Source organism: Halomicrobium sp. HArcel3 (genome assembly GCF_058933135.1).
This window is the reverse complement of the sequence record NZ_JBZYDN010000010.1, coordinates 1-18,008: the sequence shown is the minus strand read 5'-3', so window position 1 is coordinate 18,008 and position 18,008 is coordinate 1. Positions and strand designations below refer to the sequence as shown.

Here is an 18,008-nt window from a genome sequence, read left to right as displayed (position 1 = left end):
GCCGCCGCGACTGTCACTCGGTCTATCCACCGTCCTTTCGGCAAATCGGTGTCTCATGGCAGCACTTCCACCGTCTCGGGCAGTGGATCGACGATTTTGTCCACAGAACGGGTCGTTCGTCTGCTCGGGGTGAGTTCGCGACAGATACTATAAGAAATATGGTGTTATTCGAAAGCTCACTGACTCCTGTCTATTCGAAATTACGCGTCCTCCTCACCCAATGTGCGCCCCCGAGTCCAGTTCTGGCGGGAGGAGCTGCGGGGACGAACTGGTCGGTTACTGGCGCTCCGTTCACTGATAGGTAACAGATCTCCGTGTCGTGCCAACAAGTAGCACTGGGGCGGGCGACCCGCCGTAAAAATAACGGATGTAATCGTGTTATCCTGGGCCGCTTTCCCCACGCGCGTTAACTACTGGAGAACGCTACGCGGAGAGGAGGGCGTTCTCGATCGACTTCGCGGCGCTGGTCACCAGTCCCGTCACGTCCTCTTCGAGCCGTTTGCCGGACATGTGGTGGATGTTCCCGGTGACGCTGACCGCACCGACGGGCTCGCCGTCGCCGTCGACGACGGGTGAGGCGACGCACTGGTGGCCGTCGATGAACTCTTCGCGGTCGAAGGCGACCCGCTGGTCGCGGACGGACCGCAGTTCCCGCTCCAGTGCACGCTCGTCGGTGATCGTCTTCTCGGTGTAGGCTTCGAGTCCGGTTCGCTCGACGATATCCGCCCGTTCGTCGGCCGGGAGGGCGGCGAGGATGGCCTTGCCGCCGGCCGTCGCGTGCAGCGGCGCGACGTCGCCCTCGCTGAGGTCGCCCGCCGCGTCGACGGACCCGATGCGGAGGGCGTAGACGCCGCGGTCGTCCTCGTGGGCGATGAAACTCGACGTGTGGCCGGTCGTTTCCGCGAGGTCGCCGATGACTCGCCGGATCGCCTCGACCGGGAGCCGACCACGCGCCCCCCGTCCGAGATCGAGAAACCTGTTGCTCGGGAAGTAGTCGTCGCCTTCCCGGACGAGGTAGCCGAGCCGTTCGAGCGTCTTGACGTGCTTGTACACCGCGCTCTTGGAGATGTCAACCTCCCGGGCGAGTTCGCTCACGCCGGCCCCCTGCCGCTCGTCCAGAAGTTCGATGATCCGGAAACTCGTCTCCGTCGCCTTCACCCGCGGGACACTGTCGGCCATACCCGGCGTACGAAGCGGGCCCGTAAACCGTTTACTGTGAGTGAACGGCCGGCGGTGGCCCCGGGCCGTTTACTGCACCGGCGCCGTCGACGTCGGCCAGGCCCGCCAGTTCGGCAGACGCCGACGCGTGCTGCGCTCACAGGAATTATTAAACACCCCTGGCGCAAACACGTGAGATACGAGGCCATCTACATGACTCATATCGTCGACTACGAACTGTTCGAAGTGCCGCCACGCTGGCTCATGCTCCGGGTCGAGACGGCCGACGGAACGATCGGCTGGGGCGAACCCGTCGTCGAGGGCCGCGCCCACACGGTCCGCGCGGCCGTCGAGGAGCTGATGGACACGTACCTCCTGGGCGAGGACCCGACGCGGATCGAGGACCACTGGCAGACGATGTACCGCGGGGGATTCTACCGCGGCGGACCCGTCCTGATGAGCGCCATCGCGGGCATCGACCAGGCGCTCTGGGACATCAAAGGGAAGCAACTGGGCGCGCCGGTTCACGACCTGCTGGGCGGCCCCGCTCGTGACCGGATCCGCGTCTACCAGTGGATCGGCGGCGACCGCCCCTCGGAGGTGGCCGACCAGGCCGAGACGAAGGTCGAGGCCGGCTTCACCGCGCTGAAGATGAACGCCACCGCCGAGGTCGAACGCGTCGACGACCCGGCGACGGTCGACGCGGCGGTCAACCGCCTATGTGAGGTCCGCGAGGCCGTCGGCGACGAGGTCGACATCGGCGTCGACTTCCACGGGCGCGTCACGAAGCCGATGGCCAAGCGCCTGGCCGCGGCGCTCGAACCGTACGACCCGATGTTCATCGAGGAACCGGTCCTCCCCGAACACAACGACGCCCTCCCGCAGATCGCCGCGCACACGACGACGCCCATCGCCACCGGCGAGCGGATGTACTCCCGCTGGGACTTCAAGCAGATCTTCGAGAACGGCTCCGTCGACGTGATCCAGCCCGACCTGTCCCACGCGGGCGGGATCACGGAAGTGAAGAAGATCGCCGCGATGGCCGAGGCCTACGACGTCGCGCTGGCGCCCCACTGTCCGCTCGGCCCGGTCGCGCTCGCCTCCTGTCTGCAGGTCGACGCCTGCTCGCCCAACGCCCTCATCCAGGAGCAGAGCCTGAACATCCACTACAACGACACCGGCGACGTCCTCGAGTACCTCGCCGACCCCTCCGTCTTCGAGTACGACGACGGCTACGTGACGATCCCCGACAACCCGGGGCTCGGCATCGAGATCAACGAGGACCACGTCCGCGAACAGTCAGAGAAGACGGTGAACTGGCACAACCCCGTCTGGCGACACCAGGACGGCAGCGTCGCCGAGTGGTAGACCCGCGCCACAGGCTCCGGCCCGGCCGTTTTTTCGACAGCGCGGTTCGACAGCGCGGTTCGCGAGTACGCACCGACTACCCCGATTTTCGTTACTGAGACGGCCCGGTATTTCCCGAAATCAGCCGACGAACGGTCGAATCTCGACGTCGAACTCGTAGACGCCGGGGTGGATCCGGTACTGTTCGAGCGTTGGCGGTCCGCAGCTCCCCGTCCCGAGGCCGCAGTGGGCGTGGTCCAGCGACACCGAAATCTCGTCGCGGGAGGGGAGTTCGTGGTCGTGGTCCGCGGCCGCCAGGTCCGCCCTCGCGTAGTCGTGGGCCGTGACGTCGAGGAGCGAATCACCGGTCACGGCGATGCCGACGCCGCGCCCGTCGGTGAACGTCGCCCAGCGGACGTCCGTCCGGGTGCCGTTGGCCTGCGGGCGGACGTAGGGCGTGTGGAGTTCCTCGACGGAGCTGTCGTATCGCCCGACGAGCGCCGCCTCCTTGCTGTCGACGTACGATTCGCCGGGACCGCGACCGTACCATGTCACCTGGTCGAACTCGCCGTTGAGCGTCAGGTCCAGGCCGACGCGGGGGAGCGACGGGAGCAGCGACAGGTCTCCCTCGGGCTCGATTCGCGTCTGAATCTCGACCGCACCGGTGTCCCGGACGGTGTACACCTGTTCCGTCGCGAAGCCGTGGTCGAAGATCGGCGGGGCGAGGCGCCCCTCGACGGTTATCTCGACGGCTTCCTCGCCCACGACCTCGTGGCTCACCTCGTCCGTCCGGAACTGCAGGTCGTCGAGCCCGTGTTCCCGCCAGAGCTGGGCGAACCCGATGGTCCTGACGTCGTCGTGGGTGAGCCGTTCGCCGTTCTCGTGGACCTCTCGCAGCCGGGTGAGCAGCGTCCGGGAGAGGGGGAGCCCCTCGTCGTTGTCGGTCGGAGCCCGCCAGAGCCCCGTTCGGGGGCCACTTGCCACCACCTCCCGGCCCCGGTAGGACAGCGAGTCGACGACGCCCCGGGTGTCGTCGAAGGTCAGTTCGAACGCCGCGTTCGAGACAACGAGTCCGCGGTCGGTCGCCTCACAGCTGAGCGGCGCTGACGAGTCGGGAGCGGGGGCCGACGGCTCGCCGCCGGGCAGTTCGAACTGCCCGGTTGCGACGGTGTGCCCTGCCGGTGCCCACCTGGCCTCGCCCCCGAGTCGAGCCTCGACCGTGAGGAGGTTCTCGGCGTCGTCGTCCAGGTGCTCGGGATCGACGGGAACGGTCAGCGTCGCGCGCTCGCCGGCGGCGACGTCCGGGAGGTCGACGGCGCCGCTCTCGACGAGTTCCCCGTCCGCTTCGACGCGCCAGGTGGCCCGGAGGTGGTCGAGGCCGCGGAAGTCGTAGCGGTTCTCGACGAGCACCTCGCCGGCTTCGAGGTCCGACGGCTCGAACGTCACCGGCTCGATGACCTTCTTGTACTCCGTCAGACCGGGCGAGGGCGTCCGGTCCGGGAACACCAGGCCGTTGATGTTGAAGTTCGCGTCGTTCGGTTCGTCGCCGAAGTCGCCCCCGTAGGCGAACCACTCCTCGCCGTCTTCGGTGGTCTGGCGAAGTCCCTGGTCGAGCCAGTCCCAGACGAACCCGCCCTGCAGGCGGTCGTGCTCGTAGAACGCGTCCCAGTACTCGCGGAGGTTGCCGGGGCCGTTCCCCATCGCGTGGGCGTACTCACAGAGGATGACTGGGTGCTCGTACTCGTCTTCGGCCGCCCAGGCCTCGAGCTGGTCCCACGGCGGGTACATCGGGCCGACGATGTCCGAGACGACCTGCTCCTCGTCCGGTTCGTAGTGGATCGGTCGCGTCGGGTCTCGCTCGCGGGTCTCCTCGGCCATCGTGACGTGGTTCGAGCCGAAGTCCGACTCGTTGCCGAGCGACCAGACGACGACGCTCGGGTGGTTCTTGTCGCGCTCGACCATCCGGACCATCCGGTCGACGTAGGTGTCCTCCCACTCGTCGGCGTCGCTGATGTGTGGCGTCTCGCGGGCCAGCTCCATCCCGTGACACTCCAGGTCCGTCTCGTCGACGACGTAGAGGCCGTACTCGTCACAGAGGTCGTAGAAGCGCGAGTCGTTGGGGTAGTGGGCCGTCCGGACGGCGTTGACGTTGTGCCGCTTCATCAGCTCGACGTCCTCGCGCATCGACTCGACGGGGACGTGACGGCCCCGGTCCGGGTGGAAGTCGTGGCGGTTCACGCCGCGGATCGTCACCGCCTCGCCGTTGACGAGGAACTGGCCGTCCGTGACCTCGACCTCGCGGAAGCCGACGGTCTCCGCGACGACTTCCGTCACCGCGCCGCCCGTCCGCTCGCCGTTCCCCTCGTCTGACGCGTCCACCAGTTCGACCTCCAGAGCGTAGCACGTCGGCGTCTCGGCGGTCCACTTCTCGGGGTCGTCGACGTCGGTTTCGAGCGTGACGGTCGCTGTCTCGCCCGCAGCGACGTCGACAGCGGCCTCCAGCTCGGCGACGACCTCGCCGTCCTCGTCCCGGAGCGTCGCGTCTACCCGGCGGGTCACCTCGTCCGCCGTGCCGACGTTCGCGACGTCGACGGCGGCCGTGAGGTGGGCGTCCCGGTACGCGTCGTCGAGTTCCGTCCGCACGTCGACGTCGGCGACGTGGGTCTCCGGGACGGCGTAGGCGTACACCTCCCGGAAGATGCCGCTGAGCCACCACATGTCCTGGTCCTCGACGTAGCTCCCGTTGGTCCACCTGTACACGCGCACGGCGACCGTGTTCTCACCGGGTTGGACGTGCTCGCTGACGTCGAACTCCGAGGGAAGTCGGGCGCCCTCGCTGTAGCCGACCCGCTCGCCGTTGACCCACAGGTGGAACGCCGAGTCGACGCCCTCGAAGTGGAGGCGGACCTGTCGCCCGTCCCAGTCCTTGTCGACGTGGAACGTCCGGCGGTACGAGGCGGTCGGGTTCTCCGTCGGAACGTTCGGCGGGTCGAGCGGAAACGGGTAGACGACGTTGGTGTAGTGCGGGTCGCCGTAGCCCGCCGCCTGCCAGTTTATCGGCACGTCGATGCCGTCCCAGTCGCCGGCGTCGAACCCCGGGTCCTGGAATCCGGCCGGCGCGTCCGCCGGCGTCGCGGCCAGGTCGAACGCCCACTCGCCGTCGAGCGACCGTATCCAGGGTGAGTGGGTGCGTTCGCGCGTCTGTGCGGCTTCGGGGTCCTCGTAGGGCAGTACGTCCACGTGGGGCCCAAGCCGATTCCGGCCCACGGTTCGCGGGTCGAGCCAGTCGTCCATACTGCAACGTAACACCGGCCCTGCGTAAATAATTCGCTGGGTGACCGGGTCCGGGGCTTGCGACTCGACACTCCGCGAACTGGTCGCCCAGCGTCGCACGAACGCTTTTGTACGCTCCCGGCCCAGTTGTCGGTGTGTCCTACAGCGTCGCAGTTATCGGAACGGGTACGGAACCGGACGACCCCGGTCGCGACGGGTACGCGATGGCGTACCACCACGCGACGGGGTACGAGAAGGTCGACGACTGCGAACTCGTCGCCTGCGCGGACGTCGTCGAGGACAACGCGCGGGCCTTCGCCGACGAGTTCGACCTCGACGACGGGGGCGTGTTCACGGACTACGAGGCGATGCTCGAAGCCGTCGAGCCCGATATCGTCTCCATCTGCGTCCCCCCGGCGGTCCACGCGTCCATCGCGCTCGACTGCATCCGGAGCGGCGTCGTCGACGCCATCCACTGCGAGAAGCCGATGGCCGACACCTACGGCGGGGCCAGGGAGATGACCGAGGCGGCCGACCGCCACGACGTCCAGCTGACGTTCAACCACCAGCGCCGCTTCAGCGACGCCGTCCGGACCGCCAAGGACCTGCTCGACGCGGGCGAGATCGGCGACCTCCGGCGAGTGGAGTTCGGGGCGCCGGTCGGTATCTTCGACTACGGCAGCCACTCCTTCGACCTCTGTAACTACTTCAACGACGAGACGGCGGGGGAGTGGGTGCTGGGCCAGATCGACTACTCGGCGGAGAATATCCTGTTCGGCACCCACAACGAGAACCAGGCGATCGTCCACTGGGAGTACGAGAACGGCGTCCACGGCGTCGCAGCCTCCGACAGCACCGGGACGGGCGGTCCCGCCAGTGCCTTCGCCTGTCACAACCGCCTGATCGGGACCGACGGCGTCATCGAGGTCGGCCCCGAGGGCGACGACGGCGAGGAACTCCCGGCGCTACGGATCCGCCGTGACGGCGGCGACTGGGAGACCATCGAGACGAAGGACGGCCTCCACGACTGGGCGTTCGTCGACCGCGCCATCGCGGAGAACGTGCGCTGTCTCCGCGAGGGGGAGACGCCGGAACTCGGCGCCGAGAACGCGATCAGGGCCACCGAGCTCATCTTCGCGACCTGGGAGTCCTCCCGGCGGCGCGGCCGCGTGGACCTCCCGCTGTCCATCGACGACAACCCGCTCCAGGCGATGATCGACGCGGGCGACCTGACGCCGGCACCGGCGGGGGAGGAGTAGATGGTCGACCTCTCGGTCTGTATCGAGATGGTGTACGACGACGAGCCGTTCCACGAGCGGATCCGCCGGACCGCCGACGCCGGCGTCGACGCCGTCGAGTTCTGGGACTGGCGCGAGAAGGACCTCGACGCCATCGGGACCGCGGCGGACGCGGCAGGCGTCGACGTCGTCGCCTGCGTCGCCGGCGGGGACCTGACCGACCCCGCGGCGGCCGACGACGCCGTCGAGACGATCCGCGAGTCGATCGAGACCGCGGCCGACCTGGGAATCCCCACGCTCATCGCCACGACCGGTCCGGACCAGGACGGCCTGGACCGCGGGACCCAGCACGACAACGTCGTCGAGGTGCTCTCGCGGGTGGCTCCGGACGCCGAGGACGCGGGCGTCACTATCGCGCTGGAACCGCTCAACACCACGGTCGACCACCCGGGCTACTTCCTGACGACGAGCGAGGAAGGGTTCGAGATAGTCGACGAGGTCGGTTCGGATGCCGTGACGCTCCTGTACGACGTCTACCACCAGCAGATAACGGAGGGCAACGTCACCGATACGATCACCGAGAACGTCGACGACATCGGTCACGTCCACGTCGCCGACGTCCCGGGCCGTCACGAACCCGGGACGGGCGAACTGAACTACGCGAACGTCTTCGACGCCATCGACGCCGCCGGCTACGACGGCTACGTCGGCTGCGAGTTCTCACCGACCGGCGATCCCGACGAGGCGATGGCAGACGTGCTGGAGATCGTCTGACTCGAGCTGATCCGAACTCGCTTCTGCCCGCGGCAGGTGGGCGGTACGCGGCGACTACCCGCGCTGTCAGTGCCGAGAATGGCCGGTACGTGCTGCCTCCGGCTCGGCGTTCCGCCCCGGTCGCTTCCGTTCCCCCCGTCACCGGGGTGGCGTCCGTGCGGGTCGTCCCCATGATTTATCTGTTCGACAGGTAATCTTCAGCCATGCCGAAGATTGCCTTCGTTGGCGCCGGCAGTATTGTCTTCGCTCGCAACCTGATGGGTGACGTGCTCTCGTACCCGGAGCTCCAGGGGAGTACGATCGCCCTGATGGACATCGACGAGGAGCGACTCGACAGGGTCGCGACGGCTGGACGGGAGATGGTCGAACACAACGACGTCGACGCGACCATCGAGACCACGACCGACCGGCGGGAGGCCCTGGACGGCGCCGACTACGTGCTGAACATGATCCACGTCGGCGGCCGGGAGCCCTTCGAGAACGAGATCCGCATCCCCCAGGAGTACGGCGTGAACCAGGCCGTCGGCGACACGCTCGGCCCCGGTGGCGTCTTCCGCTTCCTGCGGACCGCGCCCGTCGTGCTGGACCTGGCCCGCGACATGGAGGAACTCTGCCCGGACGCACTCTTGCTCAACTACACCAACCCGATGGCGATGCTGTGCTGGGCCGTCGACGAGGCCACCGACGTCGACGTCGTCGGCCTCTGTCACAGCGTCCAGCACACCGCGCAGGCCGTCGCCGACTACGCGGACGTTCCGCGCGAGGAACTGGACTACTGGGTCGCGGGCATCAACCACATGGCGTGGTTCCTCGAGGCCGAACACGACGGCGAGAGCATCTATCCGGCGCTGTACGAGGCGGCCGACGACCCGGAGACGTACAAGCGTGACAACGTCCGGTTCGACATCCTCCGGCACTTCGGCGCGTTCGTCACGGAGTCGAGCAACCACATGTCCGAGTACGTGCCGTACTTCCGGACCGACGAGGCGACTATCGAGGAGTACACCGTCGACGAGGAGTTCGACGACTACTTCGTCGACTGGATGCCCACGGGCCACTACTTCGAGCACTGGTGCGAGTACCAGCAGGAGGCCCGCGAGATGACGGCCGACGACATCGACCCGGAGATCGAGCGCTCGGAGGAGTACGGCTCGCGCATCATCCACTCGATGGAGACGGGCGAGCGCCGGCGGATGAACGTCAACGTCCGCAACGACGCGGGCGCCATCGCGAACCTCGGGAACGACACCTGCGTCGAGGTGCCCTGCCTCGTCGACGGCCAGGGGGTTCACCCCTGCTCCGTCGGCGAGCTCCCCGCTCAGCTGGTGGCGCTCGACCGGACGAACACGAGCGTCCAGCGCCTCGCGGTGAAAGCGGCCCTCGACCACGACCAGGACGCGCTCCGACGGGCGGTGAAACTGGACCCGCTGACGTCGGCCGCCTGTACGCTCGACGAGATCGACGACATGGTCGACGACCTGCTCGCGGCAAACGTCGACTACCTCCCGGACGAACTCGTCGAGGCACCCCGCACCGCTTCTTCGTCGGTCTAGCCGTCGCGGGTCTAGCCGTCGCGGACCGGTCCCCGGCTCCGCACCTGGCGTGGCGTGTTACTCCGTCCCACTGCGGAAAGGTTTATCATCGTCATCCTACATCATCGACTATGGGCGAGCTAGAGATTCGCAACCTGACGAAGGTATTCAACGACGACAGTGGCGACATCGTCGCGGTCGACGACTTCGAGGCGGAGATCGAGGACGGTGAGCTGATCGTCCTCGTCGGGCCGTCGGGTTGTGGGAAGTCGACGACGCTCCGCTGCATCGCCGGCCTGGAGACGCCGACCCAGGGCGACATTCTCGTCGACGGGAACGACGTCACGGACAACAAGCCGAAGAACCGCGACATGGCGATGGTGTTCCAGAACTACGCGCTGTATCCCCACAAGACTGCCAGGGGCAACATGGCCTTCGGGCTCAAGATGACGACCGACCTCTCGAAGGAAGAGATCGACGAGCGGGTCGAGGAGGTCGCGGCGATGATGGGGATCGAGGACCTGCTGGGGAAGAAGCCGGGCGACCTCTCCGGCGGGCAGCAACAGCGCGTCGCCCTCGGCCGCGCCATCGTCCGCGAACCGGAAGTGTTCCTTATGGACGAGCCCCTCTCCAACCTCGACGCGAAGCTCCGGACGCAGATGCGTACCGAGTTGCAGTCGCTCCAGCAGGAGTTCGGCGTCACGACCGTCTACGTCACTCACGACCAGACGGAGGCGATGACGATGTCCGACCGCATCGCCGTCCTCAACGAGGGCCAGCTCCAGCAACTCGGGACGCCCCTGGAGTGTTACCACGAGCCCGCGAATCGCTTCGTCGCCAGTTTCATCGGCTCGCCGTCGATGAACTTCTTCGAACTGGAACTGGACGCGACGGGCTCGCCGACGCTGGTCAACGAGACGTTCGAGTACGAACTCGACGACGACGTCTACGCGGACGTCGAGGGCGCGGGCGACCGTTTCACCCTGGGTATCCGACCGGAGGACGTCGAGGCCGTTCCGGCCGACACCCGCAACGCGATTCCGGCCGAGGTCGAGGTCACCGAGCCACTCGGCGACGTCACCTACGTCTACCTGAACGTCGGCGGCCAGCAGTACACGGCGACACTCGAGGGCGACATCGTGCTGGAGGCCGGCCGGACCATCCACGTCACCTTCCCGCAGGAGAATATCCACCTCTTCGACGGCGACACGGGCGAGGCCGTCAGGAACCGGACGCCGCCGGAGGTCGACGACTTCGGGACGCTGACTGGGGTCGAGACGGACACGGGCGCAGAAGTAGCCGAGTAACGCTCGCGAACCGGATTGTCACTCCAGCCGCGCGGTCGTCACTCCAGACGCGCGGTAATCACTCCAGCCGCGGCAGGTACTCCTCGTTCGCCTCGAGCAGTTCCTCGGTCATCTCGTGGATCTCGTCGAGCGTACAGGCCGCGGCCGTCAGCGGGTCGAGTTTGACCGCCCGGTGGATCTTCTCGCGGTCGTGCTCCAGTGCGCCCTCGACGACGAGGCGGTGGACGGACGCGTGCTGGCGCGGGAAGTGGGCGATCTCGGTGGGTAGTTCGCCCACGGAACACGGGTTGACGCCCGTGCCGTCGACGAGGACGGGCACCTCGACGCAGACGTCCTCTGGGAGGTTCGCGATGGCGTTCGTCTCGTTCGAGACGTTGAGGTTCATCCGCCGGGGCGTGTCGGTCTCGACGGCGTGGATGATGCGGGAGGCGTACTCCTCGGAACGCTCCGGCGCGACCGAATCGAGGTCGACGTCCAGGTCGGGGTCGTCGCGCTGGGCCGACCGCTCTTTCCAGCCCTCGAGGTAGGTGGCGGTCTCCATGCGCTCGGCGTAGTCCGTTCCCGTCATCTCCGCGATGGTCGCCTCGTCGGTCCGGAAGTAGGGGACGTACTCGGACATGTGGTGGGAGGACTCCGTCGGGAAGTAGCCGAAGTGTCGCATCATCTCGAAGCGGACGGTGTCCCGCTCGTAGATGTCGGGGTCGTCCATCGCCTCGCGGAGCGCGGGATAGACGCTCTCGCCGTCGTGTTCGGCCTCGAGGAACCAGGCGACGTGGTTGATGCCCGCCACCCAGTAGTCGAGTTCGTCCTGTGGAACGTCGACGTAACTGGAGATGGCCTCTGCGGTGTGGGGGACGCTGTGACAGAGGCCGACCGTCTCGACGTCCGTGGCGTCGTACAGCGTCTGGCAGAGGATCGACATCGGGTTCGTGTAGTTCAGGAAGAGGGCGTCGGGACACACCTCCTCCACGTCGTTCGCGATGTCGAGCATCGTCGGGATGGTCCGCAGGGCCCGGAAGATGCCGCCCGGCCCGATGGTGTCGCCGATGGCCTGCTTCACGCCGTACTCCTGGGGAATGCGGATCTCGTTCTCGAAGGGCTCGGTGTCGCCCACGTTGATCATGTTGAGCACGTAGTCGGCGTCCTCCAGGGCCTCGACGCGGTCCGTGGTCGACTCGACAGTCGCGTCCAGGCCGGCGTTATCGACCATCGACTCCGCGACCCGCGCGGTCTGTTCGAGGCGGTGCTCGTCGATGTCCATCAACGCGATCTCGCTGTCCTGCAGTTCGTCGAACGAGAGGACGTCGCCGACGAGCGTCGTGGCGAACACCATGCTACCCGCACCGATGAAGGTGATCTTCGGCATGCGTCGACACAGTGGCGTTTGCTGGATAAATATACCGGTGGCCGGGACGAGTGCGCTCGTCGCTACCGCGACGCTGGGCAGCGGACGCCGGTTCCGGACAGTATTGTCAGGAAACTAATGGAAATATATATACTTATCCTTCACGACTGTCAATGCGAACCAATGCCAGACAGCAGTCCGGACAGCCTTCGGCGACGAAAACTCGTACAGAGCATCGGCCTGGGCGCTGGTATCGCCTTGGCCGGGTGTAGTGGCGACGGCGGAGACGGCGGAGACGGTGGTAGCCTGGAAGGAGACGGCGACGGAGGCGGGGATAGTCTCGGGACAGAGACCGGGGGAGGCGACGATGGTGACGGTGGATCCGGCGCCGACGTGCTCCACTGGGACGCCGGCCTCCCCTCCGACGAGGAGGACCTCGATACTGCGATCTCGAACATCCAGAACTTCTTCGAGGAGCGCACCGGCGAGCAGGTCCAGATAACCGACTACACGTACGAGGACATGCGCTCGGCGTACCTCACGGGCGCTCGTTCGGGCGATCCCGACTCCGTGGAGGGCGTCCTCTCGCACCTCACCGAGTACATCGAGGCGGACCTCATCGAACCCATCGGGGACGAGGCCGAGGCCCTCGAGTGGTACGACGGCTACGTCGATAGCACGATCGAGGCGATGTCGTACCAGGGCGAACTGTACGCGCTCCCCTACACCGGGAACGGACGGGCGATGATCTACCGCCGCGACGTCTTCGAGGAACTGGGACAGGATCCGCCCGAGACAGCGGACGAGTTCCTGGAGGTCGGCCGGTTGATCAAGTCCGAGACCGACCTCACGCCGTTCCACAACTGCACCAAGGACGGCGGCGTCCGCGCGTTCCAGGAGTGGATGTCCCACGTCTACCAGCACACGGAGAACCTCTACGCGACTGACGGGGACGGCTGGACGCTGAACGTCGACGCGGACACGCTGGGCCTCGTCTTCGACAAGTACTACCACCAGGTGTGGGCGAGCGACGATCCCATCGCCGACCCCGACCAGCTGGGGACCGGCTGGCAGGTCAACGACCCCGGGTACATCAACGGCAACTTCGCGATGATCGAGTGCGGCCCGTGGATCCGCGGCTGGACGAGCGGTCCGGAGATCGACGACTCCGATGCGGCCTCGGAGGTTCTGGACGAGAACACGGCCGTGGCTCACCTCCCCTACGCCGAGGGCGGGGAGCGCGCGACCTACCTCGAGGTCAAACCGGTCATGGTGAACGCCAACTCCGAGAACGGCGACCTCGGATTCGAGGCCGTCGCCTCCCGGTGTAGCCCCACGGTGATGGAACAGCAGAAGTCCCACTCCCCGGGCAACTACGTCACGCCGGTCCACGAGGACGTCGAGACGACCCTGGAGAGCGAGAACTGGATGCCATTCACCGACGTGTTCGAGACGGGGCGCGCGCTGGCGAAGATCTCCTGGGGCCCGGTGCGCCAGGAGTTCTACCCGCTGATGCAGGAGGTCGCCTACGGCGAGACCGACCCCTACGACGCCGGGAGCACGCTCCACTCGAACCTGAAAAGCCTGGAAGGCGACCTGTAATCCAGATGGCCACGAACACGTCTCAGGGTCGGTCTCCGCGCTACAGTGAGGAGTTCAAGTCGCTCCTCTCGGAGACGTGGCTCGGCTACGCGCTCATCCTGCCGGCGACGATACTGGTCGCGGCGATCATCCTGTACCCGACGGTCCGGGGTATCCAGATGGCGTTCCTGGAAGTCTCGCTGCTCCAGCCCGGCGAGGAGACGTTCGTCGGTTTCGAGAACTTCGCCGAGATGGCCAACGACGCCGTGTTCCGGACCGCCCTGTGGCAGACGGTGTTGCTAACCGCGCTCGCGGTGTCACTGCAGTACCTGCTCGGGATGGCGCTGGCGATGGTGCTCAAGGAGAAAGTGCCGGGAATGCGCTTCTTCAGGAGCGTCTCGATGGTGACGTGGGTCCTGCCGATCATCGTGATGGTCATCCTGTTCCGGTTCATGGTCCAGAACGGCTTCGGCCCCGCGAACATCGTCCTCGGCGCGCTCGGCCTGGAGACGACGTACTGGTTCGGCGACCCGGAGATGGCGTTCCCGCTCATCGTGTTGATGCACGTCTGGCGGAACGTGCCCTTCTACGCCATCGCGCTGATGGCGGCGATGAACTCGATCCCCGAGACCCAGTACGAGGCCGCGCGCCTCGACGGCGCGGGCGCGCTCCAGCGCTTCCGCCACGTCACGCTCCCGCAGATCTCCTACGTGTCGATGATCATGATCGTGTTGCACGTCATCTTCACGTTCAACAACTTCGAGATCGTCTACCTCTCGACCGGCGGGGGGCCGCTCGGCAACACCGAAGTGCTGGCGACGTACGTCTACAAGACGGCCTTCGAGACGTACGCGCTCGGCTACGCGGCGAGCATGGGCGTGGTGATGCTCGTCATCATGCTCACGTTCACCGCAGTGTACGTGAAACTGGAGGACACCGACTGATGTACAGCGAGGTATCCCATGGCAACTGAAACGGACGCTATCGACGGCGGAACCGGGACGACGAGCGCCATCCAGCGCTTCGACGAGTGGCTCGACGAAGACGTCTCGCCACGGCGAGCGCTGGCCGTGTACGCGGCCCTCGGCGTGTTCATGCTGTTCCTCCTGCTCCCGGTGCTGTACATGATACTGGCGACGTTCACGAACCAGTCGTTCCTCTACTCGTCGGCGCTGCTCCCGTCGCTGTCCAGTCTGACGCTCGCGAACTACGTCAACGTGCTCTCGACGGGCGCCTTCCAGCAGTACTTCGTCAACTCGACCATCATCGCGACGGCGACGACCGCGCTGACGCTGTCGGTCGGTACCCTCGCCGCCTACTCGCTGAGCCGGTTCGACTACCCGGGGCGAGGCTCGCTCCTGCTGGCCTTCCTCGGGACCCAGATGTTGCCCTACGTGTTGATCCTGATCCCGTTCTTCCTGCTGATGTACACGCTGGACCTGATCAACTCTCACCTCGGGATCATCATCGCCCACTCGGTCATCGCCCTGCCGCTGGCCATCTGGCTGCTGAAGGGCTACTTCGACGACATCCCCGAATCGCTGGACGAGGCGGCCAAGATGGACGGCTGTTCGCAACTGGACGTCCTGGCCCGGGTCATCCTCCCGCTGTCGCTGCCGGGCCTGGCCGTCGCCGGATTCTACACGTTCACCATCTCGTGGAACGACTTCCTGCTCGTCTCGGTGCTCTCCCAGACCGGTGCGACCCGCACGCTCCCCTACGGGCTGCAGCTGTTCCAGTCCCAGAACCAGGTCGCCTGGCACCTCGTGCTGACGGCGGCGACGGTCACCATGGTCCCGGTCATCGTCCTGTTCGCAGCGGTCCAGCAGTGGGTCGTCAAGGGCCTGGCCAGCGGCGGCATGAAGGGGACCTGACCACGGAGCGCCCCTTCGTTCGTGGCCGTCTTCTTCCAGCGCACCGTCGGCGGTCGGGCGTCCCGCGTCCCGCCGCCGGGGCGACGGCGGCGACGCCCTGTTGCGGCGAAAAATATCAGGATGAGATACTACTTTTTCACCTGTTAGTACGAAGTACGACGTCGCAGATCGATCGTGGGCTAACATTCACAAACCCTTCGAGCGGCCACAGGGAGCCGCCTAAGCTCGGATCAAATCCGTCGGACGATTTTCGCCGATAGTAACGAAGGATCTGTCGAATTGTGGCGAATGTGGCGACCTCAGCGCTTGATACGCCTGATTCAACTGCAGGCGGGCGTCTATCGCCCTACCTGATTGACATCGGATAATAAAGCAAAATAATATGGTACTTGTCAGGTCTGCCCCCTGCCCTACCCCGTCTCTGCCCGGGACGCGTACTGACGGTCACCATGGCTGGCCGCTGTCGCTACGGGCCAGGAGCAGGTGTGAAAACGATGGGAGAATCCGCAAACCGTCAAGACGGCCACCGACGGCCGCGTTCGACCGACGAACCGCGAACCCTAGAAGGGCGCTTCGGGGCCTTCGTCGTCGTCGCCGCCGATCTCGCCGCCGCGGGAGTCGCCGGGCATCGACGGACCGCCGCCGCCCATCCCGCCACCGCCGCCCATGCCGGTGTTCGCGTGGACGGTGTCGATCTCGGGGATCTCCTTGGTCATGCGCGTCTTGATGGCCTGGATGGTCATCGGCGAGATGCCACAGCCCGAACAGGCGCCGCCGAGCTGGATGGTGACGCTGCCCTCCTCGCGGTCGAGGTCCTCGATGGCCGCGTTCCCGCCGTGCATCTGGATCTGGGGGAAGTTGCGGCGCAGGAAGTTGGAGATGCGCTCCTTCAGGTCGTCGTTCGCGGCCTCGTCTGTTTCGGTGCTCATGATATCCTGTCTTTGATTCCGTGGGCGCTTAGACCTTTGGACTCACCCGTTCGTTGCCCACGTCCGTTCGTTGCCTGCGTTCCGGAACGGGGGTCGGGCCGACGACGATGGGCGGTCACTCCTCGAAGCCGAAGATACGTCGATGCTGGCGCTCCAGCTCGTCGACGTAGCGTTCGAGCACCGCCTCGACTTTCTCGTCGGCGACGACGATGGCGTCCAGACGGTCGACGGGACTCTCTGGCAGGTCGATCCGGAACTCGCCGTCCCCCTCGTAGAATGGCTCCGACTCGTTGAGGATCTGCTGGTCGATGGCGTGGATCAGCTCCGAGTCGTACGCGTCGTTCATCTCCTCGAAGGCCTGCTTGTACGCCTTCTGTAGCTCGGGGAAGTAGTTCGCGTACTTGTCCTCGAAGCGCTCCGGGTCGAAGTCGGTCATTGCCAGACGGATCGGCGCCCCCAGATAAAGGTCACGCGGTCTCCACGCGTTCGCGACCGGGCCGTCGCCCCGACCGTCACCGCCGCGGAACCTGCGCGCCGCTCACCGACGGACGGGCTGGCTGGCGTCTTTCTTCGGCAGGTACACCGTGAGGTAGCCGACGAAGACGATGCCGAACAGCCCCCCGAGGACGAGGTACACCTCGACGCCGATGCCGGCGAAGATGGCGAGTATCTCGTCGACCGTCGCGATGGGGTCGGCCAGCCCGAACGCCTCGACGTAGGTGAGGACCGCCAGGACGGCGACGAGGAACAGGTCCAGCACGTCACGCTCTTGCATTCCGTGGGTACTCTCTGGAGCAGACGCTTAGCTCTTTTTGCCGATCAGTATAGATCAGCTACGTAGCGTTTGGTGGGTGCCGGGGTTGTCGCTCTTAGCACGACGTCAAACACGTCGAAAGCCCTCGTCGCGTTCGCCTCGTGCGACTCGCTGCGCTCCTCGCTCCGCTGCGGTGCTTACGTCGTCGGACGTCGGCGAGCGCACCTCGCCCTTTCATTCTGCTCTGTAGGATCGCTAGTTGGCCGGTCTCGGGGGTCGAGTATTGATGGGATCGAACAACAGTATCCAGCTATGATGCACCGATCACCCGTAGCAGAGTGGAAAACGGGTGAATGCTCCTGGCGTCTAACTGCTGGGTAACATTCGGAGGTCGATCGCCGTCACCTTAGACCCACTCAAGCGATCCTACAGAGCATTTCATTCCGCCAGGATCCGCGTTGCTCGCGCACCGAGGCGCTCGCGATTGAGTCCACCAAACCTCCCCGGTCGCGCCTGGCGGCGCGACACGCGTCCTGACCGCTCCGCAACCGCCCGGCGGTCGGCCGGGAGGCCGTCTCGTCGGCCGACCAGGGGAAGGGAAGGCTGCGGTGCGGTGCCTGGTGGACTGAAATGCTCTGTAGGATCGGTCTGTCGGTGCGTGATTTTCACGAGTATCTAACGCTGCGGCGGAGGTTGTAGACGGTGGCTTTCAGCACCATCTCGCGGAATTCGAGCCACCAGCTGCGGGCGTGGACGGTGGCGCCGGGGTTGCGTTTGATGCTGGAAAAGACAGTTTCGGACATCCAGCGCTGGTTGTACGCGTCGGTGTCCATGCGGCCGTTGTGCGCGTGGTCGAACGGCGCCAAGATCCGGTGTTTGATTAGCGGCCGGATGCC

General features: G+C 66.1%; 15 protein-coding genes. 8 read left to right on the top strand and 7 right to left on the bottom strand.

Translation table 11 applies throughout. From position 1 onward, the window contains the following. Positions 1-423: 423 nt before the first annotated feature. Positions 424-1,179: an IclR family transcriptional regulator gene (locus AC5FRV_RS18740; protein WP_493562614.1), complete on the bottom strand. Its 756-nt coding sequence runs from the start codon at positions 1,177-1,179 to the stop codon at positions 424-426. Between the two features lie 192 nt (positions 1,180-1,371). Between AC5FRV_RS18740 and dgoD the strand changes: the two genes are divergently transcribed. After that, the gene (gene dgoD / locus AC5FRV_RS18735; RefSeq protein WP_493562613.1) at positions 1,372-2,526 is read left to right on the top strand and encodes a galactonate dehydratase; all 1,155 of its coding nucleotides are present in this window, start codon (positions 1,372-1,374) and stop codon (positions 2,524-2,526) included. Between the two features lie 120 nt (positions 2,527-2,646). On the opposite strand, the gene AC5FRV_RS18730 is transcribed toward dgoD, so the two are convergent. Beyond that, positions 2,647-5,799: a glycoside hydrolase family 2 TIM barrel-domain containing protein gene (locus AC5FRV_RS18730; RefSeq protein WP_493562612.1), complete on the bottom strand. Its 3,153-nt coding sequence runs from the start codon at positions 5,797-5,799 to the stop codon at positions 2,647-2,649. 134 nt (positions 5,800-5,933) lie between these two features. On the opposite strand from AC5FRV_RS18730, the gene AC5FRV_RS18725 reads away from it, so the two are divergent. The 4 genes from AC5FRV_RS18725 (at position 5,934) to AC5FRV_RS18710 (ending at position 10,629) form a co-directional block, all read left to right on the top strand. Next, on the top strand, positions 5,934-7,037 hold the full coding sequence (locus AC5FRV_RS18725) for a Gfo/Idh/MocA family protein (protein WP_493562611.1): 1,104 nt from the start codon (positions 5,934-5,936) through the stop codon (positions 7,035-7,037). Further along, positions 7,038-7,790 carry a hydroxypyruvate isomerase family protein gene (locus AC5FRV_RS18720; RefSeq protein ID WP_493562610.1) on the top strand — a complete coding sequence of 251 codons (753 nt, stop codon included), beginning with the start codon at positions 7,038-7,040 and terminating at the stop codon, positions 7,788-7,790. 203 nt (positions 7,791-7,993) lie between these two features. Further along, a complete protein-coding gene (locus AC5FRV_RS18715; RefSeq protein WP_493562609.1) occupies positions 7,994-9,343 on the top strand; it encodes an alpha-glucosidase/alpha-galactosidase in 1,350 nt (449 codons plus the stop codon). A gap of 110 nt (positions 9,344-9,453) precedes the next feature. Further along, entirely contained in the window at positions 9,454-10,629 is a 1,176-nt protein-coding gene (locus tag AC5FRV_RS18710) for an ABC transporter ATP-binding protein (protein ID WP_493562608.1), read from the top strand. 58 nt (positions 10,630-10,687) lie between these two features. Here AC5FRV_RS18710 and melA read toward each other — a convergent pair whose 3' ends face one another. Further along, positions 10,688-11,995 (bottom strand): alpha-galactosidase, encoded by a 1,308-nt coding sequence (gene melA / locus AC5FRV_RS18705; protein ID WP_493562607.1) that lies wholly within the window; start codon positions 11,993-11,995, stop codon positions 10,688-10,690. Between the two features lie 162 nt (positions 11,996-12,157). Between melA and AC5FRV_RS18700 the strand changes: the two genes are divergently transcribed. The 3 genes from AC5FRV_RS18700 to AC5FRV_RS18690 are packed head-to-tail and all read left to right on the top strand — an operon-like array spanning position 12,158 to position 15,429. After that, positions 12,158-13,576 carry an ABC transporter substrate-binding protein gene (locus AC5FRV_RS18700; RefSeq protein WP_493562606.1) on the top strand — a complete coding sequence of 473 codons (1,419 nt, stop codon included), beginning with the start codon at positions 12,158-12,160 and terminating at the stop codon, positions 13,574-13,576. Between the two features lie 5 nt (positions 13,577-13,581). Next, complete coding sequence (locus AC5FRV_RS18695; RefSeq protein WP_493562605.1) at positions 13,582-14,499, top strand: carbohydrate ABC transporter permease; 918 nt, start codon at positions 13,582-13,584, stop codon at positions 14,497-14,499. 18 nt (positions 14,500-14,517) lie between these two features. Further along, positions 14,518-15,429: a carbohydrate ABC transporter permease gene (locus AC5FRV_RS18690; RefSeq protein WP_493562604.1), complete on the top strand. Its 912-nt coding sequence runs from the start codon at positions 14,518-14,520 to the stop codon at positions 15,427-15,429. A gap of 560 nt (positions 15,430-15,989) precedes the next feature. Here AC5FRV_RS18690 and AC5FRV_RS18685 read toward each other — a convergent pair. The 4 genes from AC5FRV_RS18685 to AC5FRV_RS18670 all read right to left on the bottom strand — a co-directional run. Beyond that, a complete protein-coding gene (locus AC5FRV_RS18685; RefSeq protein ID WP_493562603.1) occupies positions 15,990-16,358 on the bottom strand; it encodes a NifU family protein in 369 nt (122 codons plus the stop codon). 115 nt (positions 16,359-16,473) lie between these two features. Then, positions 16,474-16,794, bottom strand: coding sequence for a DUF5783 family protein (locus AC5FRV_RS18680; protein WP_493562602.1), 321 nt, complete (start codon positions 16,792-16,794; stop codon positions 16,474-16,476). 102 nt (positions 16,795-16,896) lie between these two features. After that, positions 16,897-17,133 carry a hypothetical protein gene (locus AC5FRV_RS18675; RefSeq protein ID WP_493562601.1) on the bottom strand — a complete coding sequence of 79 codons (237 nt, stop codon included), beginning with the start codon at positions 17,131-17,133 and terminating at the stop codon, positions 16,897-16,899. Between the two features lie 644 nt (positions 17,134-17,777). Continuing rightward, positions 17,778-18,008: transposase (locus AC5FRV_RS18670; protein WP_493562600.1), on the bottom strand; the 231-nt coding region annotated here is incomplete at its 5' end.

Bases quoted from the DNA above. Each gene is read 5' to 3' on its own strand.
- AC5FRV_RS18720 (WP_493562610.1), top strand. From the start codon at position 7,038: ATGGTCGACCTCTCGGTCTGTATCGAGATGGTGTACGACGACGAGCCG.
- AC5FRV_RS18680 (WP_493562602.1), bottom strand. From the start codon at position 16,794: ATGACCGACTTCGACCCGGAGCGCTTCGAGGACAAGTACGCGAACTAC.
- melA (WP_493562607.1), bottom strand. From the start codon at position 11,995: ATGCCGAAGATCACCTTCATCGGTGCGGGTAGCATGGTGTTCGCCACG.
- AC5FRV_RS18695 (WP_493562605.1), top strand. From the start codon at position 13,582: ATGGCCACGAACACGTCTCAGGGTCGGTCTCCGCGCTACAGTGAGGAG.
- AC5FRV_RS18740 (WP_493562614.1), bottom strand. From the start codon at position 1,179: ATGGCCGACAGTGTCCCGCGGGTGAAGGCGACGGAGACGAGTTTCCGG.
- AC5FRV_RS18730 (WP_493562612.1), bottom strand. From the start codon at position 5,799: ATGGACGACTGGCTCGACCCGCGAACCGTGGGCCGGAATCGGCTTGGG.
- dgoD (WP_493562613.1), top strand. From the start codon at position 1,372: ATGACTCATATCGTCGACTACGAACTGTTCGAAGTGCCGCCACGCTGG.
- AC5FRV_RS18700 (WP_493562606.1), top strand. From the start codon at position 12,158: ATGCCAGACAGCAGTCCGGACAGCCTTCGGCGACGAAAACTCGTACAG.
- AC5FRV_RS18690 (WP_493562604.1), top strand. From the start codon at position 14,518: ATGGCAACTGAAACGGACGCTATCGACGGCGGAACCGGGACGACGAGC.
- AC5FRV_RS18715 (WP_493562609.1), top strand. From the start codon at position 7,994: ATGCCGAAGATTGCCTTCGTTGGCGCCGGCAGTATTGTCTTCGCTCGC.
- AC5FRV_RS18685 (WP_493562603.1), bottom strand. From the start codon at position 16,358: ATGAGCACCGAAACAGACGAGGCCGCGAACGACGACCTGAAGGAGCGC.
- AC5FRV_RS18710 (WP_493562608.1), top strand. From the start codon at position 9,454: ATGGGCGAGCTAGAGATTCGCAACCTGACGAAGGTATTCAACGACGAC.
- AC5FRV_RS18675 (WP_493562601.1), bottom strand. From the start codon at position 17,133: ATGCAAGAGCGTGACGTGCTGGACCTGTTCCTCGTCGCCGTCCTGGCG.